The organism is Streptomyces sp. JLYT201 (assembly GCF_059448825.1).
Genome location: NZ_CM182551.1, coordinates 2,924,355 through 2,948,453, shown reverse-complemented (window position 1 = coordinate 2,948,453; position 24,099 = coordinate 2,924,355). Strand labels below are relative to the sequence as shown.

Genomic DNA, 24,099 nt, shown 5'->3' with positions numbered 1-24,099 from the left:
GAGCCGCAGGCGAGCGCTCACCGGGCCTGGGGGCGTGCGAGCCCGGCATGAGGAAACGTGTCGGCAGCCCCGAAGAAGCGGCCGCAGTCAAGGGCTAATGGTTGAAGGTGCGACCACTCTTCACCGGATGCTCGTCGACTCTGACCAGATCTGGACGTTTTTAGATGCATACGGGGTGTGACTCGGGCCACGTAGATTGGGCGTAACGCTCCCAGAGACAGCGCGATGACCTAAGAGGTGACAGCCGAGGAGGGAATACAGACGTCGTTCACGGCGCTGTGCAGCTCCACGGTCCCGCCCGCGCCGTCGGCACAATCCCCAGCCGTCGGTCGTCGGCTCCGATCCATGGTGGACGGGGCCGGAAGCCGTTTTCCAACGTTCCGAGAGGTTGTTCGTGTCGGCCAGCACATCCCGTACGCTCCCGCCGGAGATTGCCGAATCCGTCTCTGTGATGGCGCTCATCGAGCGGGGAAAGGCTGATGGGCAGATCGCCGGCGACGACGTGCGTCGTGCCTTCGAAGCTGACCAGATCCCGGCCACTCAGTGGAAGAACGTTCTGCGCAGCCTCAACCAGATCCTCGAGGAAGAGGGTGTGACGCTGATGGTCAGTGCCGCGGAGCCGAAGCGCCCCCGCAAGAGCGTCGCAGCGAAGAGTCCGGCCAAGCGCACCGCGACCAGGACGGTCGCGGCCAAGACCACCACCGTGAAGCAGACCACCGCCACGGCCGCTTCCGCGAAGTCGGCCGCCGAAGGCGTGGACGAGGACGGCACCGCCAAGAAGGCCGCTGCCAAGAAGACGACGGCCAAGAAGACCGTCACGAAGAAGACCGCCGCCAAGAAGACGACGGCCAAGAAGACCGCCTCCAAGAAGGACGCCGGTGAGTTCCTCGACGAGGAGGCCACCGAGGAGACGCCCGCCGTCGGCAAGCCCGGCGAGGGCGAGCCCGCGGAAGAGGGCGCCCAGGGCTTCGTCCTGTCCGACGAGGACGAGGACGACGCGCCCGCGCAGCAGGTCGCCGCGGCCGGCGCCACCGCCGACCCGGTCAAGGACTACCTGAAGCAGATCGGCAAGGTCCCCCTGCTCAACGCCGAGCAGGAGGTCGAGCTCGCCAAGCGCATCGAGGCCGGCCTGTTCGCCGAGGACAAGCTCGCCAACGCCGACAAGCTCGCGCCGAAGCTCAAGCGCGAGCTGGAGATCATCGCCGAGGACGGCCGCCGCGCCAAGAACCACCTCCTGGAGGCCAACCTCCGTCTGGTGGTCTCCCTGGCCAAGCGCTACACGGGTCGCGGCATGCTCTTCCTGGACCTCATCCAGGAGGGCAACCTCGGTCTGATCCGCGCGGTCGAGAAGTTCGACTACACCAAGGGCTACAAGTTCTCCACGTACGCCACCTGGTGGATCCGTCAGGCGATCACCCGCGCCATGGCCGACCAGGCCCGCACCATCCGTATCCCGGTGCACATGGTCGAGGTCATCAACAAGCTCGCGCGCGTGCAGCGCCAGATGCTCCAGGACCTGGGCCGCGAGCCCACCCCGGAGGAGCTGGCCAAGGAACTCGACATGACCCCGGAGAAGGTCATCGAGGTCCAGAAGTACGGCCGCGAGCCCATCTCCCTGCACACCCCGCTGGGCGAGGACGGCGACAGCGAGTTCGGTGACCTCATCGAGGACTCCGAGGCCGTCGTCCCGGCCGACGCCGTCAGCTTCACGCTCCTCCAGGAGCAGCTGCACTCCGTCCTCGACACCCTGTCCGAGCGCGAGGCGGGCGTCGTCTCGATGCGCTTCGGTCTCACCGACGGTCAGCCGAAGACCCTCGACGAGATCGGCAAGGTCTACGGGGTGACGCGTGAGCGCATCCGCCAGATCGAGTCGAAGACGATGTCGAAGCTGCGCCACCCGTCGCGCTCGCAGGTCCTGCGCGACTACCTGGACTAGGTCCCGGCCCTTCGGCCTCGTCGCGTCACCGGGCCGAGTCGCAGGACCACCGGAAGACCCGGAGTCCTTCCCCCAAGGGAAGGGCTCCGGGTCTTTCGTCTATCCGCGTGGCAGAGTGTGCGGCGCGCGCGACGGTAGTTGACTCTGGGTACGCGATGGCAACCCAGAGTGAGGAGATCGCATGCGTCGTCCCTTCGCCCGAGCGCTGGTGGGAACGCTGACCCTGGGGGCCGCGGTGGCCGCCCTGCCACTGGCTTCCCCGCCGCCTGTGGCGGCCGACAGCGTGGTCGTCGGAGGTGCGCCCGCGCGGGTGGCGGACAGCCCGTGGGCGGTGGCGCTCGCCAGCCGTGACCAGTTCGGGGGTACGCGCTCGGGCCAGTTCTGCGGCGGCGTCGTGATCGCTCCGTCGACGGTCCTGACCGCGGCCCACTGCATGGGCGAGGAGGTGCTCGGCGTGCCCGTCCGGGAGATCAAGGACCTGAGGGTCATCGCCGACCGCGAGGACCTGGACACCCAGGCGGGCAGCGAGATTCCGGTGGGCGACGTATGGGTGAATCCCGAGTACGACCCGTACACGAACGCCGGTGACGTCGCGGTCCTCACCTTGTCCAAGCCGCTCCCGAAGACCCAGGTGATCCCCATGGCGCGCGCCGGGGACACCGCGTACGAGCCGGGGACGGGCGCCGCCGTGTACGGCTGGGGCGATACGACAGGGATGGGTCACTACGCGCGCACGCTGCGTTCCGCGCGCGTGACGGTGCTGGCGGACTCGGTGTGCGAGCAGGCCTACCGGGGCAGCGTCGACGGGACGTACACGCGCTCTTCGATGCTGTGCGCGGGCGAACCGCAGGGAGGCCGGGACGCCTGCCAGGGAGACAGTGGCGGGCCGCTGGTCGCCCACGGGCGGCTCATCGGCCTCGTGTCGTGGGGAAGCGGCTGCGGTCGGGCGGACAGCCCCGGGGTCTATACGCGCGTCTCGGACGTTGCTCGGGTGGTGCAGCGGTACGTGTAGGAACTGCGGTGGGCTGGGGGCTCAGCAGGGCCCCTGGCCTCCCATGGATGTCCGCTGGGCCGCTGAAGGGCTGGGGAGACGCCTTGAAGGCCAGGTGGTCCGGGATCGCGTTACGAGCCCTGGAGGCCTGCAACAGGGGCGCCGTGTGGCGCCTGGAAGCCTCGCCTGGGCCCCCGGGAGGCGCTTGCTGGTCGCCTGGTGGCACGGAGGGCGGATCGTCCGGTAGGGGGCCGGGAACGAGAGCGGGCGGCTTCCCCTGGATTGCAGGGGGAGCCGCCCGTGCCGGTCTGGTGGTCCGGCGCTCGCTCGTCGTGGGTGCGAGGCGTCAGCGTTCCTCTTCGGTCACGCTGGCCGGCACGGCCGTCAGGCGCTCCGTCTCGTCCTGTATCTCGGCGGCGATCTTCTTGAGTTCCGGCTCGAACTTGCGACCGTGGTGGGCGCAGAAGAGCAGTTCACCGCCACTCAGCAGGACGACGCGCAGATATGCCTGGGCGCCGCAGCGGTCGCAGCGGTCAGCGGCCGTCAGGGGGCTCGCGGGGGTCAGAACAGTAGTCACGTCGCCTCTTCTCTAGCTCGACGAGCTGTCGTACCAGGGTCAACATCCAACCAGCCCGAAAACGTTCCCGCTCGTGGCTTTTCCTCGATTTTTTCTTTCGAGGAGGCTGTCTGCTGCCGGTTGGCGGCGAATGAGCCGTATTGCGTGTCTTACGTGTCGTACGGTTTCGCGCTGTCTGTCAGGTCAGGTCCTTCGCCGGCTGGCTTGCCGGTTGTTCATGAGGACGTGCCCGGAGCCTAAATGGTTCATGCCTGGAAGGGAACGTGACGTGCGCTTCACTCCATCGAGGGATCGAACATGCGTACGCTTCTGGACTAGTCTGGACCTGGTGCGGGTTGACTTGAGGGTGGCGTGACAACGGCTCTACCAGGCCTCGGTACCCTCTCACCGGCAGCAGAAGCCGAGCCCTTACCCCCAAGGGCCTCCCTTGAAATTCAGCGAGGAGCGAACCGCGTGACCGCCGAGACGTCCACAGCGTTGCTGACAGGAGCCGACCGGGACGGTTCCAACTACACCGCGCGGCACCTGCTCGTCCTGGAAGGGCTCGAGGCCGTCCGCAAGCGCCCGGGCATGTACATCGGCTCGACGGACAGCCGCGGCCTGATGCACTGCCTCTGGGAGATCATCGACAACTCCGTCGACGAGGCCCTGGGCGGGTTCTGTGACCACATCGAGGTCATCCTGCACGACGACGCCTCCGTGGAGGTCCGGGACAACGGCCGAGGCATCCCTGTGGATGTCGAGCCGAAGACCGGGCTCTCCGGAGTCGAGGTCGTCATGACCAAGCTGCACGCGGGCGGCAAGTTCGGCGGCGGCTCGTACGCGGCCTCCGGCGGTCTGCACGGCGTGGGCGCTTCCGTGGTGAACGCCCTGTCGGCCCGTCTGGACGTCGAGGTGGATCGCGCCGGGCACACCCACGCCATCAGCTTCCGACGCGGTGTTCCCGGTGCGTTCGCGAAGTCCGGCCCCGACGCGGCCTTCGACTCCGCAGCGCGTCTCACCAAGGTCAAGAAGGTCCCCAAGGCCCGCACCGGGACCCGCGTGCGGTACTGGGCCGACCGCCAGATCTTCCTGAAGGACGCCAAGCTCAGCCTGGAGAACCTGCACCAGCGCGCGCGCCAGACCGCCTTCCTGGTGCCGGGTCTCACCATCGTGGTCCGCGACGAGTACGGCCTCGGTGAGGGAGGTACGAAGGGTGAGGAATCCTTCCGCTTCGACGGTGGCATCAGCGAATTCTGTGAATACCTGGCCCAGGACAAGGCGGTCTGCGACGTCCTGCGCTTCTCCGGTCAGGGCACCTTCAAGGAGACCGTCCCGGTCCTCGACGACCACGGCCAGATGACGCCGACGGAGGTCACCCGTGAGCTGGGTGTGGACGTCGCCCTGCGCTGGGGCACCGGGTACGACACGACGATCCGGTCCTTCGTCAACATCATCGCCACACCCAAGGGCGGCACCCACGTCACCGGCTTCGAGCGGTCGCTCACCAAGACGGTGAACGAGGTGCTGCGCACCCAGAAGCTGCTGCGCGTCGCCGAGGACGACGTCGTCAAGGACGACGCCTTGGAGGGGCTGACGGCCGTCGTGACCGTCCGCCTGGCGGAGCCGCAGTTCGAAGGCCAGACCAAGGAGGTCCTCGGCACGTCGGCGGCCAACCGCATCGTCGCCAACGTCATTGCCAAGGAGCTCAAGGCGTTCCTGACCTCCACCAAGCGGGATGCCAAGGCGCAGGCCCGCGCCGTCATGGAGAAGGTCGTCGCCGCCGCCCGGACGCGCATCGCCGCCCGGCAGCACAAGGACGCCCAGCGCCGGAAGACCGCGCTCGAGTCCTCCTCGCTCCCGGCGAAGCTCGCCGACTGCCGTAGCGACGACGTCGACCGCAGTGAGCTCTTCATCGTCGAGGGCGACTCCGCGCTCGGCACGGCCAAGCTGGCCCGGAACTCCGAGTTCCAGGCCCTGCTGCCGATCCGCGGCAAGATCCTCAACGTCCAGAAGTCGTCCGTTTCGGACATGCTCAAGAACGCCGAGTGCGGCGCGATCATCCAGGTCATAGGAGCGGGGTCCGGCCGGACCTTCGACATCGACGCCGCCCGCTACGGCAAGATCATTCTGCTGGTGGACGCCGACGTCGACGGCGCGCACATCCGCTGCCTGCTCCTGACTCTCTTCCAGCGCTACATGCGGCCGATGGTGGAGGCGGGCCGCGTCTTCGCCGCCGTCCCGCCGCTGCACCGCATCGAGCTGACCCAGCCCAAGAAGGGCCAGGACAAGTACGTCTACACGTACTCGGACCGCGAGCTGCGGGAGACCCTGCTCGAGTTCGAGCGCAAGGGCGTGCGGTACAAGGACTCCATCCAGCGCTACAAGGGCCTCGGTGAGATGGACGCCGATCAGCTGGCAGAGACCACGATGGACCCGCGCCACCGCACGCTCCGCCGCATCAACATCACCGACCTCGAATCGGCCGAGCACGTCTTCGACCTGCTCATGGGCAATGAGGTCGCCCCTCGCAAGGAGTTCATCACGAGCTCCGCGGCGACGCTGGACCGCTCGCGGATCGACGCGTAGGCATGAGCCGGTAGCCGCCGGTAGCCGCCGGTAGCCGCCGGTAGCCGGGTGCGGGGCGCGTTGGGTGTGGGGCGGGCTGGGCCTCAGGCAGGCAGAGTTCGTCAGGCGGCTTGCCGGGGATCTGCTGGCCGACTCGCAGGCGGGTTGTCGGCTGGCTCGTCGCCCGTCCGCCGGCCCGCCACGTCGGGTGCCTCCACCCTCGGGTGGAGGCAGCTAATCCACCCGTGATCCACCCCTGCTCCGATCTCCCGGCCGGGACGAGTCCGTAACTTCGATGACGTCGTACTTCATCGTTCGCGCACGTCCTCGGAGGCCGTGATGTCAGGGTTCGCCCAAGTGCTGCTGATCCCCGCAGTCATAGCGTTCGTCGTCATACGCCAGATGAAGCCGCAGAGGCTGACCGACGCCCGGCGCTGGTGGCTGGTGCCCGCCGTGCTCGCCTACTGCGGCCTGGGGGAATCGGGCCTCATCGACCCGGGCCACCGGGCGGAGTCGATCGTGCTGCTCAGCGGTGAGGTGTTCATAGGCCTCCTGATGGGCGTCGCCTGGGCCCGCACCAGCCATGTCTGGGCCGAGCAGGACGGATCCGTGTGGAGCCGCGGCACCAAGGCCACGGCTGTGGTGTGGGTCGTCGGCATCGCCTCGCGGCTCGGGCTCATGGGCATAGGCCTGCTCATCGGCATCCACCAGGGCACAGGCGCGCTGCTCCTCGCCCTGGCGGCGTCCCTGCTGGTGCGCGCCGGCCTTCTGGAGCTGCGTGCCCACACCCTCCGCTCGGGCCCGGCACTGACCGGCGCCGTACGGTGACAGCGTGGCCGCACCAAGAGGAAGGAGCGGGCGTGACGCGTGACATCTGGACGCGCTGGCCCGCGCGGGAAGCGCTCACTCAAGAGGAGCTGACACGGCCCCGCCGGTTGCTCACTTGGGCCGTGCGTGCGGTGTTCATCAGCATGCTGCTGTGGAGCACCTTCGCGCGGCGGGAGATGCCCGGCTGGGGTCTCGCACTGGCGTTGTTCGTGATCATTCTCTGCGCGGGGGCGGCGGCGTGGTTCATCCACGTCACGCTGGAGCGGCGCATAGGGCCGGCCCTGATGTCGTGGGGCGTGCTGCTGATGGCGGGGGTGGCGGCGCAGGGGGCCGGGTTCGACACACCCGCGGCCGTCCTGTGGTGCGCCTGCGCGATGTTCGCGCTGGAGCGGCTGCCCCTTGCCGTGGGGGTGATCGGGGCGCTGACGTCACTCGGGGCGTTCGCCGTGGTGAACGAGGATCCTTGGCCCACGACGGCGGCCGTCACCGTGGGGCTCGGTCTCGCCGGGTACGTCCTGCGCCTGGACGCGGAGGCGCGGGGCAACGCGCAGCGGTTGCTTGCGCAGGAGCGGGCAGCGCGGGCCGCAGAGGCGGAGTCGGCGGCTCTGGGAGAGCGTGCCCGTATCGCCCGGGAGATCCACGACGTGCTGGCGCACAGCCTCTCCGCCCAGCTGGTCCACCTGGAGGCGGCCCGGTTGTTGATCGAGCGTGACGCGGACCGGGAGCAGGTTCTGGGGCGGGTCGTGGCGGCGCGCGCGATGGCTGCCGAGGGGCTCGCCGAGACGCGGCAGGCGCTGTCGGCGCTGCGCGGCGAGATGACTCCCGTCGAGGACTTCCTGCGGGAGCTCGCCCGGACGGACGGTGCGTCGGTCGCGGTCTCCGGGGAGCGACGGGCCCTCCCCGCGGAGGCTTCGCAGGCGGTGCGAAGGGTGGCACAAGAGGCGATGACGAACGTACGGAAGCACGCGCCGGGGGCCAAGGTGACTGTGTGCTTCGCATACGGAGAGGGGGAAGTCGCACTGGACGTGACCGATTCGGGGGGATCGCCGGGGGAATTCGCGGCATCGGGAGCCGGGTACGGTCTGCTGGGAATGCGCGAGCGCGCCGAGTTGCTCGGCGGCTCGCTGGAGACGGGGCCGGAGGACGAGGGCTTCGCCGTGAGGCTGAGGGTGCCGGGATGACAGGGGACGACGGGCGCCGTGACGGTGCTTCCGTGGCTGGTGCTGGTGCTGGTGCCGAGCTGGGTGCCGGGGCACGGACAAGTGGTGCTTCTGAAGTGGGCGTTGGTGCCGTGGTCGGGGCGGTGAAGTCGGTGGGCCAGGGAGGAGCGAGACAGGGCAAGGCGCCCGCGCGCGTGGTCGTCGTCGATGACCAGACCGTGGTGCGTGAGGGCATCGTGATGCTCCTGGGGCTGTTGCCGGGGGTCGAGGTCGTGGGGGCCGGGGGTGATGGCGAGGAGGCGGTGCGGCTCGTGGGCGAGCTCGCGCCGGACGTGGTGCTGATGGATCTGCGGATGCCGCGCTGTGACGGGGCGGAGGCCACCCGCAGGATCCGCGCCGAGTACCCGGGCACGCAGGTGGTGGTGCTCACCACGTACGCCGACGACGAGTCGCTGTTCCCTGCGCTCAAGGCCGGGGCGCGGGGGTATCTCACCAAAGATGCGGGTGGGGACGAGATCGTGCGGGCCATCGAGGACGTGCTCTCGGGCCAGGCCGGTCTTTCGCCCCAGATCCAAAGACGGCTCCTGGAGCGGCTTTCGGAGCCGGAGCGGCCCGCGCAGCCGGTGGAGCCGCCGGACGGCCTGACGCTGCGGGAGACGGAGGTAGTCGCTCTGATCGCGGAGGGGCTGACGAACCAGGAGATCGCGCGGGCGTTGCACGTCTCCACGGCCACAGTGAAGACCCACATCAACAATCTCTTCGCCAAGGCGGGCCTCAAGGACCGCGCGCAGGCAGTGCGTTACGCCTATCGGCACGGTCTCGCGCAGCTGCCGGGGAGTACCCGCAGGTGAGGATCGCCGTCACCTGATGGGGTGAAGAGCGGGGAGAGAGGAGGGACGGATCTTCCCCTTCTGCCCATCCTTGGGCTCGCGGCCGAACATGGCTGCGGACAAGGAGAGTTCGGTGGACAAGGACGACGGCTGCGATGCCGGGCGGGACCGGCCCGGTGACCTGAAGGATCCGTGGTACGACGAGTTCGCGGCGGGCTGGGGCGAGGTGGACGGCACGGGCACACCGACGCCCACGGATCGAGCCACCGCGCCGCAGCGGCACGGGAGCGCGGCCGACATCTATCTGGAGGTGCAGGCGAGCGCGGCGTTCCAGGAAGTGCGCCGCCGCTACCGGCGGTTCGTCGTCCCGGGGGTGGCCGTCTTCTTCACCTGGTACGTGGCGTATGTCGTAGCGGCGACGACGGCGCCGGGGCTGATGGGACGGCCGGTCGCCGGAGCGGTGAACGTGGCGATGCTGGCTGGGCTCGGACAGTTCCTGACGACGTTCCTGCTGACCTGGGCGTATGCCCGGCATGCTCGGCTGCGGCGGGACCGGGCGGCGCTCGATCTGCGCTGGGCCGTGTTCGAGCAGAACAGAGAGCGGGAGCTGAGGCAGGGGGCCGAGCGGTGAGCGGCCAGCATCAGACGCTGGCGCTCGTGCTGTTCGGCGTGTTCGTGGCGATCACGCTGGCGATCACGACGTATGTGAGCCGTAACAGGCAGGGTTCGGCGGAGGAGTTCTATGCGGGCGGGCGGCTGTTCTCGCCCATGGAGAATGGTTTTGCCATCGCGGGGGACTATATGTCGGCTGCGTCATTCCTCGGTATCTCCGGGCTGATCGCCCTGTACGGCTATGACGGGCTGCTCTATTCGGTGGGCTTTCTGGTCGCATGGCTGGTCGTGCTGTTCCTGGTGGCGGAGCTGGTGCGCAACTGCGGCAGGTTCACGCTCGCCGACGTCGTCGCGGCGCGGATGCGGGAGCGGCCGGTGCGCATCGCCGCGGGCACGTCCTCGGTGACGGTGTCCGTGCTCTATCTGGTGGCGCAGATGGTGGGAGCGGGCTCGTTGGTGGCGCTGTTGCTCGGGGAGACGGGTGATGCCGCCCGGACGTGGGCGGTGATCGGGGTCGGCGCGCTCATGGTCATCTATGTGTCGCTGGGCGGGATGCGGGCCACCACGTGGATCCAGATCGTCAAGGCGGTGCTGCTGATGGGCGGTGCGATCGCGCTGACCGTGCTGGTCCTGATGCGTTTCCACGGCGACTTCGACCAGTTGTTGCGTACGGCGGCCGATCGCAGTGGGCACGGGAGTGCGTTCCTGGCGCCCGGGCTGAAGTACGGCGGGGACTGGACGGCGCGGTTGGACTTCATCAGCCTGGGGCTCGCCCTCGTGCTCGGCACCGCGGGGCTTCCGCACATCCTCTCCCGCTTCTACACCGTGCCGACCGCGCGAGCCGCCCGCCGTTCCGTCGTCTGGTCCATCGGCCTGATCGGCAGCTTCTACCTGATGACGATCGTGCTCGGGTTCGGGGCGGCGGCGATCGTCGGCTCCGACGCGGTCCGCGGGTCGAACGCGGCGGGCAACACGGCGGTGCCGCTGCTGGCGCTCGATCTGGGCGGGGGTGCGGATTCCACGGGAGGAACGGTTCTCTTCGCGGTGGTCGCCGCCGTGGCGTTCGCGACGATCCTCGCCGTGGTCGCGGGGATCACGCTCGCTTCCTCGGCGTCCGTGGCCCATGACCTGTACGCGTCCCTGCGGCGGCGGACCAAGCAGCGCAGCGAGGTGGCGGTGGCGCGCGCCGCCGCGGCCGGGATCGGGGTGGTCGCGATCGGGCTCGGCCTGCTCGCCCGGGATCTCAATGTCGCGTTCCTGGTGGGGCTGGCCTTCGCGGTCGCCGCGTCCGCGAATCTGCCGGTGCTGCTGTACTCGCTGTTCTGGCGGGAGTTCACCACGCGGGGCGCCGTGTGGTCGGTGTACGGCGGGCTGCTGCCCGCGCTGGCGCTCGTGGTGCTGTCGCCGGTGGTGTCCGGGAGCCCGGACTCGCTGTTCCCGGGAGTGGACTTCCAGTACTTCCCGCTGGACAACCCGGGGCTCGTCTCGATCCCGCTGGGTTTCGTCGCGGGTTGGCTCGGGACGGTCACGTCGGCGGAAGGAGCGGACGAGGCCAAGCACGCGGAGACGGAGGTGCGTTCGCTGACCGGGGCGGGCGCCGTGTAGCCGGGGCTGCCCCACGGGGCGCGGCGCGGGTCAGCGGCTGGACGCCCACTCGTAGCGGTGTTCGGGACGCCCCGTGTCGCCGTACTTCAGGCTCAGTCGCACCCGGCCGGTGCGCTCCAGGAGCTTGAGGTAGCGCTGTGCGGTCTGGCGGCTGAGCCGGGTGCGTTCTCCCAGCTCCTGCGCGGAGAGCGGCCCCTCGGCGGCCATCAGGGCCCTGCGGACCAGCTCCGCGGTCGTGGGGGAGTGCCCCTTGGGCAGTTCGGGTGCCGCGGTCGCCGAGAGCGCGCCGAAGATCCGGTCGACCTCGGCCTGTTCCGCCTCGCCGCCGCCGTCCAGAGTGCGACGCAGCGTGGCGTACGCGTCGAGTTTCGTACGGAGCCCCGCGTACGAGAACGGCTTCACCAGGTACTGGAGCGCGCCGTGGCGCATCGCGGCCTGGACGGTGGTGATGTCGCGGGCCGCCGTCACCATGATCACGTCGGTCTGGTGGCCGCGTTCGCGCAGGGTGCGCACGACGGAGAGGCCCGTCTCGTCCGGCAGATAGTGGTCGAGGAGCACCAGGTCGACGGGGACCTGTTCGACCAGGCGCAGCGCCTCGGCCGCGTTGTGGGCCCGGCCTGCGACGCGGAAGCCGGGCACCTTCTCCACGTAGGCGGCGTTGACGTTCGCGACCCGGACGTCGTCGTCCACGACCAGTACCTCGATCATCGCGCCTCCTCCGTGGCGACCGGTGGGGTGACCGACCGGGGTTCCGTGGCGGCGGAGCTCAGGTCCCTGTCCAGGGGTTGCGGCTCCGCCAGCCCTTCGGGGAGGACCACGGTGAACTCCGCGCCCCCGTCCGCTGCCGCGCCGACCTGCACGCTGCCGCCCTGGCGTTCGGCGAGCCTGCGGACCAGGGCGAGTCCGATGCCCCGTTGCCCGTGCGCGGGAGGCTCCTTCGTCGTCCAGCCCTCCGTGAACACCGCTTCGCGGTGATCCTGCGGTACCCCGGGGCCGGTATCGCGCACCTGGAGGACAACGGTGCGTCCCTGTAGACCCTCAGTACGCAAAACGACCTCCACGCGTGCGTGCCGTGTGCCCGTCGCCGCGTCCAACGCGTTGTCCACGAGGTTCCCGACGATGGTCACGAGGCCGCCGGGGTCGACGAGCCGGTCGGGCAACGCGGTGTCTTCGGAGACAGCGAGTGCCACGCCGCGCTCCGTGGCCACGGTCGCCTTGCCGACGAGCAGGGCCGAGAGGAGCGGATCGTGGACCTTCTCGGTGATCTGCTCGGCCGTCACCCGGTGGGCGCCCGCCACCTCGCCGACGAACTCCGCGGCCTCCTCGTACATCTCCAGCTCCAGCAGGCCGAGCAGTGTGTGCATGCGGTTGGCGTGCTCGTGGTCCTGGGCGCGCAGGGCGTCGATGAGGCCGTGTGTGGAGTCGAGTTCCCGGCCGAGCTGCTCCAGCTCGGTGCGGTCGCGCAGGGTCGCGACGGCACCCCCGTCGTCCGTGGGCATGCGGTTGGCGACCAGGACGCGCTGGCCGCGTACGGTCAACAGGTCGGTGCCCGTGACGCGCCCCGCGAGGACGTCCGTCGTACGGCCCGGTCCGAGCGCCTCGTCCAAGGGCCGGCCGATCACCTCCGTGCCCAGCCCGAGGAGCCGCTGTGCCTCGTCGTTGAGCAGCCGGACGCGTCCGCCGCGGTCGAGGGCGACGACGCCCTCGCGGATGCCGTGCAGCATCGCCTCGCGCTCCGCGAGCAGCGCCGAGATGTCGGAGAAGGCGAGGTCCCTGGTCTGGCGCTGCACGCGCCGGGAGATCAGGTAGGCGGCGAGCGCGCCCGCGGCGAGCGCGCCGCCCGCGTACGCGAAGAGGCTCGGGATCGTATGGATCAGACGGTCGCGGACGCTGTCGTACTCGATGCCTACGGAGACGGCGCCGACGATCTCGCCGCCCGCCACCCGCAGGGGTACCTTCCCGCGCGCGGAGCGCCCCAGCGTGCCGTTGTCGATCTGCATGACGTCACGGCCGGCGAGCGCGTCGCTGGGGTCGGTCGAGACGACCTTGCCGATCTCGCCGGGGTCGGTGTGCGACCAGCGCACCCCCAGCTTGTTCATGATCACGACGTACTCGGCGCCGCTGGCCTCACGGATGCGTTCGGCCGCCGCCTGGACGGGCCCGTCGGCCGCCGGGCGCGTCGAGGTGAGGTCGCGGACGATCTGAGGCTGTGCCGCCGTCGTCTGCGCGATGGCGAGCGCGCGGCGCATGGCCTGGTCGTCGAGCTGCTCGCCGAGCGGCGCGAGGAACAGACCGGTGGCGAGCACCGTGACCCCGGCGGCTATCGCCAGCTGCATCAGCAGGACCTGCGAGAAGACGCGCCGCGGCAGGCCGAGGCGCAGTCGTCGGGCAGGAGGAGTCGGGCTCATGTGACGAACGGTACGGCGGCGGGCGGTCTTCTCTTAAGGGAGTGTGGCGTGGATCTCGTCAGCCCTCGCGTGGCTTCCCCGGAGGCTGACGACGAGCGCCCCTGGAGCCCGCCGGACTGCTTGTGCGCTGCCGCGCGCCCCTTGTGCGCCTAGGCGAGCGCTCCGAGCGCGGATGCGCCCCCGTCCCGGCCCGCGCCCCCGCGATCGACCCCGCTCCCGTCCGTGCTCTCGCTGTCGCGGCCGCCCTCAGCTCCGGTCGACCGGGGCCCCGTGAGCTCGCGGACCGCCATGACGTCCATCCGCGCCGGTGACCCGAGGGCCGCGCCGCAGCTCTCCGGGCGCGGCGGCAGCGAGGCGCCCTGGGCGACGGTGACCAGCCAGTGCCGCCTGTCGGCGTGGGCCACGGTGATCTCCCAGCGCGGGGCGTCACCTGTCGTCCGTACGACGCTCAGGACGCCCGCGCGGTCCTCGCCCACGGCCGTGCGCACCGCGAGCTCGGCGGCCTGCCCGGGGCGCTCCCAGGCGGAGTTGCCCCGGCAGCCCTCGGTGACGACGCGTCCCTCGCGCACGGCTTGCAGGACGCTCTTGACGGCGTACGCCGCCGTCCGGCCGTACGCGTATCCGTACGGGAGGACCAGCAGGGTGGGGGAGAAGCGGTGACCACCTAGATGAGTGACTTCCCAGACGCCTTCCTCGCCGGAGGCGGCGAGTTCGGCGGCGAGCGGGCGGCCGAGCAGGGCGCAGCAGCGGTCCCGCTTGCCGTTCGTGCACACGAGCGCGAGCGGGTCGCCGGTGTGCGGGCGGCCGAAGCCACCGTGGTCGCCCGCGCCGAGTGCCGCGAAGTCCAGGTCGAGCAACTGCCGCGGGTCGTCGATCACTTGGGCGCGCAGCCAGGTGGCTCCCGGGGTGGTGTGCGCGACGAACACCCGGTGCCGCGCGGGTGTGTGACAGTCGGCGTGCCGTCCGGGGCGCCGGATGAGGGCGACCCGGACGCCCGTGGACTCGGCCGCCCTCTCCAGCGCACGGCCGACCTCCGGGTCCAAGTGGCTTGATGTGAGCGCTTTGGCACCCCAGGGGCCGGGCTGTTCCAGGAGCAGCCACGTCTTGGCGGTGGCCGCGGTGCCCGTGAGGGGTTCGCTCAGGTCCCGCGATGCGGTTGCGCAGGTACTCACGGAGGTGAGCCTAACCTGAGGACGTGGCCGGACTCACGCGTCCTGCTTGGTGGGCAGCGGCTGTGGCGGGCGCTGTCCCACGTACTGGCCGACAGGACGCATGCGCATCGGCCGCTCCTCGTACTCCTCCAAGGCGTGCGCGATCCAGCCGGCCGTGCGGGCCACCGCGAAGACCGTCTCGCCCGCCTCCGCGGGCATGCCGGACGACACGGTGAGGACGGCGAGCGCGAGGTCGATGTTGGCGTGCAGGTCGGTGTGGCGGGCGGTGGTGGCCACCACGTCGCGCGCCGCCGCGAGGGCGGGCCCGGCCTTGGGCATCACTTCGAGCAGGCCGAACAGGGCCTGGGCGCGCGGGTCCTCGCCCGCGTACAGGCGATGGCCGAGGCCGGGGACACGGCGGCCCGCGCGCAGTTCGTCCGCGACGACCGGCGCCGCGGTGCCCCGGTCGAGCACCTCCAGGAGCATGCGGTGGGCGAGTCCGCTCGCCGCGCCGTGCAGGGGCCCCTCAAGGACGCCGAGGCCCGCCGACACCGCCGCGTACGGATGGGCGCGGGCGGACGCGGCCACCCGGACCGCCAGCGTGGACGCGGCGAGGTCGTGGTCGACGAGCAGCGCGAGGGCGGTGTCCAGGGCGTGGAGCGAGGCCTCGTCGGGTGTGCGGCCGCTCAGCCGTCCCCACAGCCGCCCGGCGAGCGGGCCGCCGTCGCGGTGCGTGGCCAGGACGGGCGGGAGCGCGGCGACCATGGTGGGGATCAACGTGCGGGCCGTGCCGACGACCGCCTCCTCGGAGAGGTCGAAGCGGAGCGGGTCGGCGGCCGCCGCGGAGATGGCCGCCACGCGCAGACGGTCCGTGGGGGCGCAGTGCGCGGGCAGGGCGCGCACGGCGAGCCGCGCGGCACCGGTGGGCTCGGGCGGTGCCGTGAAGTGGACGCCCGGGCGCAGGACGCCGGTCCACAGCCACTCGGCGACCTCTTCGTAGGAATGGTGCAGGGCCAGCTCGGCCGCGTCGACGCCGCGGAAGTAGTAGCGGTCCTTGTCGATCAGCGTGATGCGGGTGCGGACGGAGAGTTCGTTGGCCGCGGTCGCGGCGGCGGGCTCGCGGCGGTTTCTGTGCGCGAGGGCCCGCACCTCCTTGGGGTCGAAGGTGCTGCCGCGCCCTCCGGGGCCGCGGCGGCTGTTGAGCTGGCCCCGGCTCACGTACGCGTACACGGTCTCGGGTTTCACACCGAGCAGCTCCGCGGCCTCCTTGGTGCTGATCCGCCGACCTTCGTGTGCGACCGCACCCGCTTCTTGATCCGTCATGGGCGTCACCGTATCTGCGTCCGGATAGCTGTACTCGTACATTGATTCAATCAATATTGACAGGGATTGAGTCAAGCATGGACAGTCAAGTCAAGTCCAGGGAGGAAGTCGAGGAACACCATGCCGATCAATGGCTCCGCCGCCACCCCTACCGCGCCCATCGAGGTCCCCCGCGGCCTCGCGGGCGTCGTCGTCACCGAGACCCAGCTCGGGGACGTCAGGGGATACGAGGGCTTCTACCACTACCGCCAGTACTCCGCCGTGGAGCTCGCGCAGACCCGCAGCTTCGAGGACGTCTGGCACCTGATGTTCCACGGCACGCTGCCCGACGCCGCGCGCCGGGCGGCCTTCGCCGAGCAGACCGCGGCCCTGCGGCACCTGCCGGACGAGGTGCGCGCCGCCCTGCCCGCCATCGCCCGCGCCAGCGCGCTCTCCGGTCCGCTCTCCGGGCTGCGGACCGCGCTCTCCCTCTTCGGCGCTGCGAAGGGCTTCCGGCCCGTGTACGACATCGAAGACGACCGGCGCCGCGCCGACGCGCTCGCCGCTTCCGCCGTGGTGCCGACCCTGCTCACCGCGCTGTACCGCCTCGGCCAGGGGCTCGACCCCGTGGAGCCGCGCGACGACCTGTCGTACGCCGCCAACTACCTCTACATGATGACCGGTTCGGAGCCGGACGCCGCCCGGGCCCGGGCGGTCGAGCAATACTTGATCTCGACCATTGACCACGGCTTCAACGCGTCAACGTTCACGGCTCGCGTCATCACGTCCACGGGTGCGGACGTGGCGGCCTGTCTCGTCGGAGCCGTCGGCGCGCTGTCCGGTCCGCTGCACGGCGGTGCACCCAGTCGTGCCCTGGACACGCTCGACGCGATCGGCACGCCCGAGCGCATCGACTCCTGGATCCGGGAACGCGTGCTCGCGGGCGAGCGCATCATGGGCTTCGGGCACCCCGTCTACCGCACGGAGGATCCGCGCTCCCGCATGCTCCGCGGCATCGCGCAGCAGTTCGGCGGCGAGCTCGTGGAGTTCGCGGTGGAGGTCGAACGGCAGGTCGAGGCCATCCTCGCGGAGCTCAAGCCGGGGCGCGAACTCCACACGAACGTGGAGTTCTACGCGGGCGTGGTCATGGAGCTGTGCGGGCTGCCGCGCGAGATGTTCACGCCGACCTTCGCGTCCGCGCGTGTGGTGGGCTGGAGCGCCAACATCCTGGAGCAGGCGCAGGACTCGAAAATCATCCGGCCCGCGGCCCGGTATGTGGGGGAGGAGCCGCCGGTGGCGGTGCCGCCGCTCGTCTGACCGGTGCCCGGCTCCATGACCCCCGGCCGCGTGGCGCCCAGCCGTGCGGCGGGCTGCCGAGTCGCGGCCGGGGTCCGAGCCGGGCCGATGGCGCGCCCTCGTTCACGCGGTGGGCGGGGGCGTCCCGGCGCGCTGGTCGGCCAGGGCGCGCTCGAATACCCGGAACATGCGGCCCTCCGCGCTGTCGGCGGGCAGCCGGCTCTTGTGCGCGCGGGTGGCGTTCCAGTAACGGAGGAAGGCGGGGCTGGACAGCAGGCTCGACGCGTAGACGACGAGGTCTTCCTCGGAGAAGGTGCCCCAGCTCAGCGCCAGGACGTAGTGATTGAACGTCAGGTTGGAGAACAGGTTCTGACGCAGCTCTGTGGCCGACTCCCGGGGAAGGTCGTCCCAGACCTCGGCCAGGTCGGGGTTGTTCATGACCATCTCGGTCAGTTGCACATGGAGGGACCGCATGTCGGCTTCGGCGCTGCGGCGCAACTCCGCTCGTGACGCCGACAGTTCCTCCCGCTGGTGTGCGAGCTCCTGGCGCTGCATGCGCAGCTCGCGCTGTTGCAGGAGCAGGGTGGCGATGAGCAGAAGGAGAGCGAGGCCGGAGAAGACGGCGCTCACGCCGCCGAAGTAGTCCCCGATCTGGCTTCGCTTCTCCGCCGTCCGGCTGTCGCCGTTGGCGGTCTCCACGCCCCGTATCAACAGACCGCTGACGACGATGGACGCCAGGCCCACCAGCGCGATGCCGACGGTGACGGCGGCGCTCCACAGGAAGGCGGTCCGCGCCGAACGCCACGCTGGTCGCCTTGGCATCAGTCACCCCCCGGCGAGTCTTCCCAGGGGCGGGTGCAGAAAACGGCGCCCGGGGTGCGGGCGCCGCAGGATGCTGCATCCGCCGACAGGCTATGCGTCGGGGATGTCGGCCTTGGCCCGGATGAGGGTCTCTCGGCTGATGACGACGATGCGTTCGTGGTCGGCGCGTGCCGCGTCGGCGGGAAGTCCGCTGTCGAGAACCGCTGTCATCTCGGTTCCGATCACGAGGAAATCGCCGCTGGACAGTTCGAAGATGTCCGGGCAGTTGGCGCCGGAGAGGCTGCCCCGCTCACGCGGAGCAGCGCCTATTCGGCGGAGGATTTTGAGCACAGCAGAACTCCCGGTGGGGCAGGGGGTGAGGAGAGCACAGGGCGAACGGAGAGAAAGAGGCGCCGACGGTGAGGGATCACTCACGGGAAGGCGGCTCGGAGGCGGGGCGCCGGAGTCGGGCGTCGCATCCTGCTCCTGGTGCCGATCAGGCGTCGGGGATGTCGGCCTTGGCCCGGATGAGGGTCTCTCGGCTGATGACGACGATGCCTTCGTAGTCGGCGCGTGCCGCGTCGGCGGGAAGCCCGCCGTCGAGAACCGCGGTCATCTCGGTTCCGATGACGGCGAAATCACCGTTGCTGAGCTCGAAGATGTCGGGGCACGTCTGACCGGAGGCGCTGCCCCGCTCGCGGGGAGAGGCGCCGATGCGGCGCAGGATGTACAAGGGAATCCTGGTCCTTGAGTGATCGGGGATGAGCACGAGGGCCCATCCGGGATGAGTGCGAGGACACATTAGCCCCGAATGTCTGCCTATGGGAGCCTTTGTGCGCCCAACTTCATCCGGCTCAAGGGTGGTTGCGCTCCCGCTGCCCCCCGGGTGGATGCCCCACTACCCACCATTCGTCGGTGTCGGCCTCCAGGAGGTCCTGCGCCAAGTCGTCCATGAGACGGCCCACCTCCGCTTCCTCGGACGAACGGCGCAGGCTGGCGCGGTGGTGGCGGGTGATTTCCCAGTACTCGCGGAAGATCGGGTTCTGGCATATCACCCGAAGGTGTCCGTAGAGCTCCCCCAGGCTCATGGCCCCGGTCCGGTACGCGTGGAGCGCGTTGGTGTAGAGGGCGTTGGCGAACAAGAACTGGCGGTGCCTGTCCGCCGGTACCTCGCTGTCGTACGTGTCCAGGACGGCGGCCAGCGTCTCGTCCTCCATGGCCTTGCAGAGCAGGGCGAAGTGCAGACGGTGCTGCTCGGTCAGGGCCATGTGCCTGCGGAGCCGCGCGGCCGCGAGGCTCAGCGCTCCGGTCGTGATCGCGAGGCCCGCCATCGCGGCCGGCCCGATCCCTCGTATCCAGTATTTCTGTGTGGCCATGTCAACCCCCGAGTCAGGCGACCGTCCGCCGGTCTTCGGGCGCGGGGCGGCAGGGCTGACCGGCGAGCGATGGGCGGCGCTTGCCGCCTCCCAGGGTGCCGAGCGGCTCTGATCGGCCGGGAGGCGGAGAGGAGGCGCACGGAAGCACGGCAGGAATCCGGTTTCTGACATCCCTGCGCCGTGCCCAATGTGTGCCCCGTCGGCGTCGCACGGAATCGTTCGCCTACCGGCACGTCTACGCGCACATATCCTGGAGTGGTGTTCAAATGCCGTACGTGCTCGTCGCCTGCGAGGTGTACGCGTCTTGAGCGAATTGATCGACCTTGATGTGTGTTGATGCGAGGGGCCACACGTGCGTGAGCAGCAGATTCCAGTCATCGTCCTCACGGGATTCCTGGGATCGGGCAAGACGACCCTGTTGAACCATCTGCTGCACCGCAGCGGAGGCAGTCGCATCGGCGCGATCGTCAACGACTTCGGTTCCATCGAGATCGACGCCATGGCCGTCGCGGGCCAGCTCGGCGACTCCACCGTGTCCCTCGGCAACGGGTGTCTGTGCTGCGCCGTGGACGCCAGCGAACTCGATGTGTATCTGGAGCGGCTCGCCCGGCCCTCGTCCCGCATCGACGTCATCGTCATCGAGGCGAGCGGACTCGCGGAGCCGCAGGAACTCGTGCGCATGGTGCTCGCCAGCGAGAACCCGCACATCGTGTACGGCGGTCTCGTGCAGGTCGTGGACGCCGCCGAGTTCGACGCCACCAGACAGCGGCACCCCGAGGTCGACCGACATCTGAAGATCGCCGACCTCGTCGTGGTCAACAAGGCCGACCGGGTACCGGCGGGGGAGCGCGACCGCGTCCTCGACGAGGTGCGTCGGCACACCGACCGGGCCGCCGTCGTCGCCGCCATGTACGGGCGCGTGGACGTGGAGCTCCTCCTGGACCGCAAGCCGGTGGGGGAGCGCGTCGGGCAGCTCTCCTTCGACGACCTGCACGACCACGGCGAGGACCCGTACGCGGACGGCGGCCACCGGCAGGCCGACGGCGGCCCGGAGACGGGCGAGGAGTGCCACTGCGGCGCCCCCGGGGATGCCACCCCGGACAGCGACCCGGGCCACGCCACCCCCCACGGCGCCCCCGGCCACACCGCCCCGCACGGCGGCTGCGGCCACGCCCATCTGCACAGCGCCTACGAGAGCCTCGCCTTCACCTCCGAAGCGCCCATGAACCCCCGCCGCCTCATGGCCTTCCTCGACAGCAGGCCCGAGGGGCTCTACCGCATCAAGGGGTACGTCGACTTCGGTGCCGCCGACGCGCGCAACCGGTACGCGGTGCACTCCGTGGGGCGGTTCCTGCGCTTCTACCCCGAGCCGTGGGAGCCCGGCGAGAAGCGCCTCACGCAGCTCGTCCTCATCGGCTCCGGCATCGACGTACCGGAGCTGCACACCCGGCTGACGCTGTGCCGGGAGAACGACGAGGACGCCCCGCACGCGGACGAGTTCGGCATGTGGGGCGTCCTGCGGTACGTCCAGGAGCCGGGGGCGGAGGAGACGCCCGAGGCCGAGGGCGGGAGCGGGCCCGAAGCCGGGGCCGGGCCGGGGCCCGACCCCGCTTCCGATGCCACCGCCGGTGTCGATGTCGATGGCGGCGTCGATGTCGACGGTGACGTGGGTGATGACGGGGACGGGGACGGCGACGTCGAGCTGGATGCCGGTCCCGACCCCTACTCGGACCTCGACTTCGGCTCTGACGGCGATGGCTTCGACGACTTCGCCGACCTCGATACCGACGGCCACGGCGGCCCCGACACCGACGGCCACGGCGGCCCCGGTTCCGTAGCCGCCCCCGGCTCTGGAACCGCCCCCGGCTCCGGGACCGCCCCCGGCTCCGGGACCGGCCCCGCCACCGCCCGCTGACTACACCGGCCCCGCCACCGCAGCCACCGGCTTGGCCAGGGAGACGCCGGAGCCGTCCCGGCGCGGGTCGGGCTCCGGCAGCTCCGTCGGGATGCCCGTGCGCTGTGCCGCGCGCGGCGGCGTCGGGCCCGCCCAGGCGAAGCTCAGGCAGTCCTCGCCCTTCAGCAGGCGCTGGCAGCGCACACCGCCCGTCGCGCGGCCCTTGCGCGGATACTGGTCGAACGGCGTCAGCTTCGCCGTCGTCTGCACCGAGTCGTCGAGCGTGCCGCGCGAGCCCGCGACCGTGAACACCACGGCGTCCGCCGCCGGATCGACCGCCGTGAAGGAGATGACCTTCGCGCCCTGTGCGAGCTTGATGCCCGCCATGCCGCCCGCCGGGCGTCCCTGCGGGCGCACCTGCCCCGCCGGATAGCGCAGCAACTGGGCGTCGTCCGTGATGAAGACCAGGTCCTCCTCACCCGTGCGCAGCTCGATCGCGCCGACGATGCGGTCACCGTCCTTGAGGGTGATGACCTCCAGCTCGTCCTTGTTCGCCGGATAGTCGGGCACCACGCGCTTGACCACGCCCTGTTCCGTACCGAGCGCCAGGCCCGGGGAGGACTCGTCGAGCGTCATCAGGCAGATCAGCTTCTCGTCCGCCTCCAGGGAGAGGAGCTCGGCGACCGGGGCGCCTCCCGAGAGGTTGGGCGCGGACGCCGTGTCCGGGAGCTGCGGCAGATCGACCACGGAGAGCCTCAACAGGCGCCCCTCGGACGTCACCGCGCCCACCTCGCCGCGCGCGGTCGCCGGGACCGCCGAGACGATCACGTCGTGTTTGACGCGCTTGCCGTCGCTCTCCGAGAAGGGCTCGCCGTTGGCCGTGCGGGCCAGCAGGCCCGTCGAGGACAGCAGGACCCGGCACGGGTCGTCCGCGACCTGGAGGGACACCGTGGGGGCCGGGGCGCCCGCGGACTCCAGGAGCACCGTGCGCCGCTCGGTGCCGAACTTCTTCGACACGGCGGCCAGTTCGGCGGAGACCAGCTTGCGCAGCTCCGCGTCCGACTCCAGGATGCGGGTCAGCTCGTCGATCTCCGCGTTCAGCTTGTCGCGCTCGGACTCCAGCTCGATGCGGTCGTACTTGGTGAGGCGGCGCAGCGGGGTGTCCAGGATGTACTGCGTCTGGACCTCGCTCAGGGAGAAGCGCTCCATCAGGCGCTCCTTGGCCTGCGCGCTGTTGTCGCTGGAGCGGATGAGGCGGATGACCTCGTCGATGTCCAGGAGGGCGATGAGCAGGCCCTCCACCAGGTGCAGCCGGTCGCGCTTCTTGCCGCGGCGGAACTCGCTGCGGCGGCGCACCACGTCGAAGCGGTGGTCGAGATAGACCTCGAGGAGCTCCTTGAGGCCGAGCGTGAGGGGCTGGCCGTCCACCAGCGCCACGTTGTTGATGCCGAAGGACTCCTCCATCGGCGTCAGCTTGTACAGCTGCTCCAGGACGGCCTCCGGGACGAAGCCGTTCTTGATCTCGATGACCAGGCGCAGGCCGTGGGCGCGGTCGGTGAGGTCCTTGACGTCAGCGATGCCCTGGAGCTTCTTGGACCCCACCAGGTCCTTGATCTTGGAGATGACCTTCTCCGGGCCGACGCTGAACGGCAGCTCCGTGACGACCAGGCCCTTGCGGCGCGCGGTCACGGCCTCCACGGCGACCGTCGCGCGCATCTTGAAGGTGCCGCGCCCCGTCTCGTACGCGTCCCGGATGCCGGACAGGCCGACGATCCGGCCGCCGGTGGGCAGGTCGGGGCCCGGGATGTGCTTCATGAGCGTCTCGAGGTCGGCGCCCGGGTACTTGATGAGGTGCCGGGCGGCCGCGATGACCTCGCTCAGATTGTGCGGCGGCATGTTCGTCGCCATGCCTACGGCGATGCCGGACGAGCCGTTCACCAAGAGGTTCGGATACGCCGCCGGGAGGGCTACCGGCTCCTTCTCCTGGCCGTCGTAGTTCGGCGTGAAGTCGACCGTGTCCTCTTCGATCGACTCCGTCATGAGGGACGTGGCGTCCGCCATGCGGCATTCCGTGTACCGCATCGCGGCGGGCGGGTCGTCGTTCCCCAGGGAGCCGAAGTTCCCGTGGCCGTCGACCATGGGCAGGCGCATGGAGAACGGCTGCGCCATGCGGACCAGCGCGTCGTAGATGGACGCGTCGCCGTGCGGGTGCAGCTTGCCCATGACCTCGCCGACGACGCGGGCACACTTCACATAGCCGCGCTCCGGGCGCAGGCCCATCTCGTTCATCTGATAGACGATGCGGCGCTGCACCGGCTTCATGCCGTCGCGGGCGTCGGGCAGGGCGCGGGAGTAGATGACCGAGTAGGCGTACTCGAGGAAGGAGCCCTGCATCTCGTCGACGACGTCGATGTCGAGGATCTTCTCCTCGAACGAGTCGTCGGGCGGTGGGGTCTTCGTGCTGCGGCGGGCCATCGCTGCTGCGGCTCCTTCACCAACAAGTGCGGGATCTGACGCCGACCATTGTGGACCGTCCCACTGACAACCCCGACCACGACCCGGGCCCACCCGCGCGGCGACCAGGCGGTCAGCGGCGTGGCGCGGGCACGCCCCGGCCGCGCGGCACCCCCGTTCCACGCCGCGAACCGGGGCGGAACCGCAGGCGGAGCCAGGGCGGGGCCGGGGGCAGGACCGGTGCGGAACCGGAGTCAGGACCGGTGCGGAACCGGGGTCGGTACCGGTGCGGAGCCGGGGGCGGAGCCGCGCGGCGCCGGGACCCGCCGCG

19 protein-coding genes and 1 pseudogene are annotated in these 24,099 nt (G+C 70.5%); 10 read left to right on the top strand and 10 right to left on the bottom strand.

From position 1 onward, the window contains the following. Positions 1 to 388 precede the first annotated feature (388 nt). Positions 389 to 1,936 carry an RNA polymerase sigma factor gene (locus tag AC5WAM_RS11600; protein ID WP_172386539.1) on the top strand — a complete coding sequence of 516 codons (1,548 nt, stop codon included), beginning with the start codon at positions 389 to 391 and terminating at the stop codon, positions 1,934 to 1,936. A gap of 181 nt (positions 1,937 to 2,117) precedes the next feature. After that, the gene (locus AC5WAM_RS11595) at positions 2,118 to 2,948 is read left to right on the top strand and encodes a S1 family peptidase (RefSeq protein WP_366794887.1); all 831 of its coding nucleotides are present in this window, start codon (positions 2,118 to 2,120) and stop codon (positions 2,946 to 2,948) included. Between the two features lie 325 nt (positions 2,949 to 3,273). On the opposite strand, the gene AC5WAM_RS11590 is transcribed toward AC5WAM_RS11595, so the two are convergent. Next, a complete protein-coding gene (locus AC5WAM_RS11590) occupies positions 3,274 to 3,504 on the bottom strand; it encodes a DUF7455 domain-containing protein (protein WP_138962214.1) in 231 nt (76 codons plus the stop codon). Between the two features lie 453 nt (positions 3,505 to 3,957). Here AC5WAM_RS11590 and AC5WAM_RS11585 point away from each other — a divergent pair, with 453 nt between their 5' ends. The 6 genes from AC5WAM_RS11585 (at position 3,958) to AC5WAM_RS11560 (ending at position 11,086) form a co-directional block, all read left to right on the top strand. After that, complete coding sequence (locus AC5WAM_RS11585) at positions 3,958 to 6,072, top strand: DNA gyrase/topoisomerase IV subunit B (protein WP_366794888.1); 2,115 nt, start codon at positions 3,958 to 3,960, stop codon at positions 6,070 to 6,072. A gap of 318 nt (positions 6,073 to 6,390) precedes the next feature. Further along, positions 6,391 to 6,879: a DUF1453 domain-containing protein gene (locus AC5WAM_RS11580; protein WP_495522548.1), complete on the top strand. Its 489-nt coding sequence runs from the start codon at positions 6,391 to 6,393 to the stop codon at positions 6,877 to 6,879. A gap of 32 nt (positions 6,880 to 6,911) precedes the next feature. Continuing rightward, positions 6,912 to 8,060, top strand: coding sequence for a sensor histidine kinase (locus AC5WAM_RS11575; protein WP_366794890.1), 1,149 nt, complete (start codon positions 6,912 to 6,914; stop codon positions 8,058 to 8,060). Between the two features lie 173 nt (positions 8,061 to 8,233). Next, positions 8,234 to 8,890: a response regulator transcription factor gene (locus AC5WAM_RS11570; RefSeq protein ID WP_366794892.1), complete on the top strand. Its 657-nt coding sequence runs from the start codon at positions 8,234 to 8,236 to the stop codon at positions 8,888 to 8,890. Between the two features lie 88 nt (positions 8,891 to 8,978). Next, on the top strand, positions 8,979 to 9,500 hold the full coding sequence (locus tag AC5WAM_RS11565; protein ID WP_495522547.1) for a DUF485 domain-containing protein: 522 nt from the start codon (positions 8,979 to 8,981) through the stop codon (positions 9,498 to 9,500). Further along, positions 9,497 to 11,086 carry a monocarboxylic acid transporter gene (locus AC5WAM_RS11560; RefSeq protein WP_366794894.1) on the top strand — a complete coding sequence of 530 codons (1,590 nt, stop codon included), beginning with the start codon at positions 9,497 to 9,499 and terminating at the stop codon, positions 11,084 to 11,086. Before AC5WAM_RS11565 ends, AC5WAM_RS11560 begins: the two co-directional genes overlap by 4 nt. A 30-nt stretch (positions 11,087 to 11,116) precedes the next feature. Here AC5WAM_RS11560 and AC5WAM_RS11555 read toward each other — a convergent pair whose 3' ends face one another. The 4 genes from AC5WAM_RS11555 to AC5WAM_RS11540 form a co-directional block, all read right to left on the bottom strand. Beyond that, entirely contained in the window at positions 11,117 to 11,794 is a 678-nt protein-coding gene (locus tag AC5WAM_RS11555; RefSeq protein WP_495522546.1) for a response regulator, read from the bottom strand. Continuing rightward, the gene (locus tag AC5WAM_RS11550) at positions 11,791 to 13,494 is read right to left on the bottom strand and encodes a sensor histidine kinase (protein WP_495522545.1); all 1,704 of its coding nucleotides are present in this window, start codon (positions 13,492 to 13,494) and stop codon (positions 11,791 to 11,793) included. Before AC5WAM_RS11550 ends, AC5WAM_RS11555 begins: the two co-directional genes overlap by 4 nt. A 149-nt stretch (positions 13,495 to 13,643) precedes the next feature. Continuing rightward, a complete protein-coding gene (locus tag AC5WAM_RS11545; RefSeq protein WP_495522544.1) occupies positions 13,644 to 14,666 on the bottom strand; it encodes a ferredoxin family protein in 1,023 nt (340 codons plus the stop codon). Positions 14,667 to 14,699: 33 nt separating this feature from the next. After that, complete coding sequence (locus tag AC5WAM_RS11540) at positions 14,700 to 15,968, bottom strand: citrate synthase (protein WP_495522543.1); 1,269 nt, start codon at positions 15,966 to 15,968, stop codon at positions 14,700 to 14,702. Between the two features lie 120 nt (positions 15,969 to 16,088). Here AC5WAM_RS11540 and AC5WAM_RS11535 point away from each other — a divergent pair, with 120 nt between their 5' ends. Continuing rightward, on the top strand, positions 16,089 to 17,264 hold the full coding sequence (locus AC5WAM_RS11535; protein ID WP_495522542.1) for a citrate synthase/methylcitrate synthase: 1,176 nt from the start codon (positions 16,089 to 16,091) through the stop codon (positions 17,262 to 17,264). 102 nt (positions 17,265 to 17,366) lie between these two features. Here AC5WAM_RS11535 and AC5WAM_RS11530 read toward each other — a convergent pair whose 3' ends face one another. The 4 genes from AC5WAM_RS11530 to AC5WAM_RS11515 form a co-directional block, all read right to left on the bottom strand. Beyond that, positions 17,367 to 18,065 (bottom strand): DUF6082 family protein, encoded by a 699-nt coding sequence (locus tag AC5WAM_RS11530; RefSeq protein ID WP_495522541.1) that lies wholly within the window; start codon positions 18,063 to 18,065, stop codon positions 17,367 to 17,369. A gap of 90 nt (positions 18,066 to 18,155) precedes the next feature. Further along, positions 18,156 to 18,395 (bottom strand): hypothetical protein, encoded by a 240-nt coding sequence (locus tag AC5WAM_RS11525; RefSeq protein WP_366794901.1) that lies wholly within the window; start codon positions 18,393 to 18,395, stop codon positions 18,156 to 18,158. 145 nt (positions 18,396 to 18,540) lie between these two features. Further along, entirely contained in the window at positions 18,541 to 18,777 is a 237-nt protein-coding gene (locus AC5WAM_RS11520) for a hypothetical protein (protein ID WP_366794902.1), read from the bottom strand. Between the two features lie 121 nt (positions 18,778 to 18,898). Then, complete coding sequence (locus tag AC5WAM_RS11515; RefSeq protein ID WP_495522540.1) at positions 18,899 to 19,420, bottom strand: DUF6082 family protein; 522 nt, start codon at positions 19,418 to 19,420, stop codon at positions 18,899 to 18,901. A gap of 352 nt (positions 19,421 to 19,772) precedes the next feature. Here AC5WAM_RS11515 and AC5WAM_RS11510 point away from each other — a divergent pair. Beyond that, a pseudogene (locus tag AC5WAM_RS11510) lies at positions 19,773 to 20,900 on the top strand (CobW family GTP-binding protein); the annotation flags it as partial. A 435-nt stretch (positions 20,901 to 21,335) separates the two neighbouring features. Here AC5WAM_RS11510 and AC5WAM_RS11505 read toward each other — a convergent pair. Further along, on the bottom strand, positions 21,336 to 23,789 hold the full coding sequence (locus AC5WAM_RS11505; protein ID WP_366794905.1) for a DNA gyrase/topoisomerase IV subunit A: 2,454 nt from the start codon (positions 23,787 to 23,789) through the stop codon (positions 21,336 to 21,338). Positions 23,790 to 24,099 lie beyond the last annotated feature (310 nt).

Bases quoted from the DNA above. Each gene is read 5' to 3' on its own strand.
- AC5WAM_RS11595 (WP_366794887.1), top strand. From the start codon at position 2,118: ATGCGTCGTCCCTTCGCCCGAGCGCTGGTGGGAACGCTGACCCTGGGG.
- AC5WAM_RS11565 (WP_495522547.1), top strand. From the start codon at position 8,979: ATGGCTGCGGACAAGGAGAGTTCGGTGGACAAGGACGACGGCTGCGAT.
- AC5WAM_RS11540 (WP_495522543.1), bottom strand. From the start codon at position 15,968: ATGACGGATCAAGAAGCGGGTGCGGTCGCACACGAAGGTCGGCGGATC.
- AC5WAM_RS11550 (WP_495522545.1), bottom strand. From the start codon at position 13,494: ATGAGCCCGACTCCTCCTGCCCGACGACTGCGCCTCGGCCTGCCGCGG.
- AC5WAM_RS11505 (WP_366794905.1), bottom strand. From the start codon at position 23,789: ATGGCCCGCCGCAGCACGAAGACCCCACCGCCCGACGACTCGTTCGAG.
- AC5WAM_RS11555 (WP_495522546.1), bottom strand. From the start codon at position 11,794: ATGATCGAGGTACTGGTCGTGGACGACGACGTCCGGGTCGCGAACGTC.
- AC5WAM_RS11580 (WP_495522548.1), top strand. From the start codon at position 6,391: ATGTCAGGGTTCGCCCAAGTGCTGCTGATCCCCGCAGTCATAGCGTTC.
- AC5WAM_RS11530 (WP_495522541.1), bottom strand. From the start codon at position 18,065: ATGCCAAGGCGACCAGCGTGGCGTTCGGCGCGGACCGCCTTCCTGTGG.
- AC5WAM_RS11535 (WP_495522542.1), top strand. From the start codon at position 16,089: ATGCCGATCAATGGCTCCGCCGCCACCCCTACCGCGCCCATCGAGGTC.
- AC5WAM_RS11515 (WP_495522540.1), bottom strand. From the start codon at position 19,420: ATGGCCACACAGAAATACTGGATACGAGGGATCGGGCCGGCCGCGATG.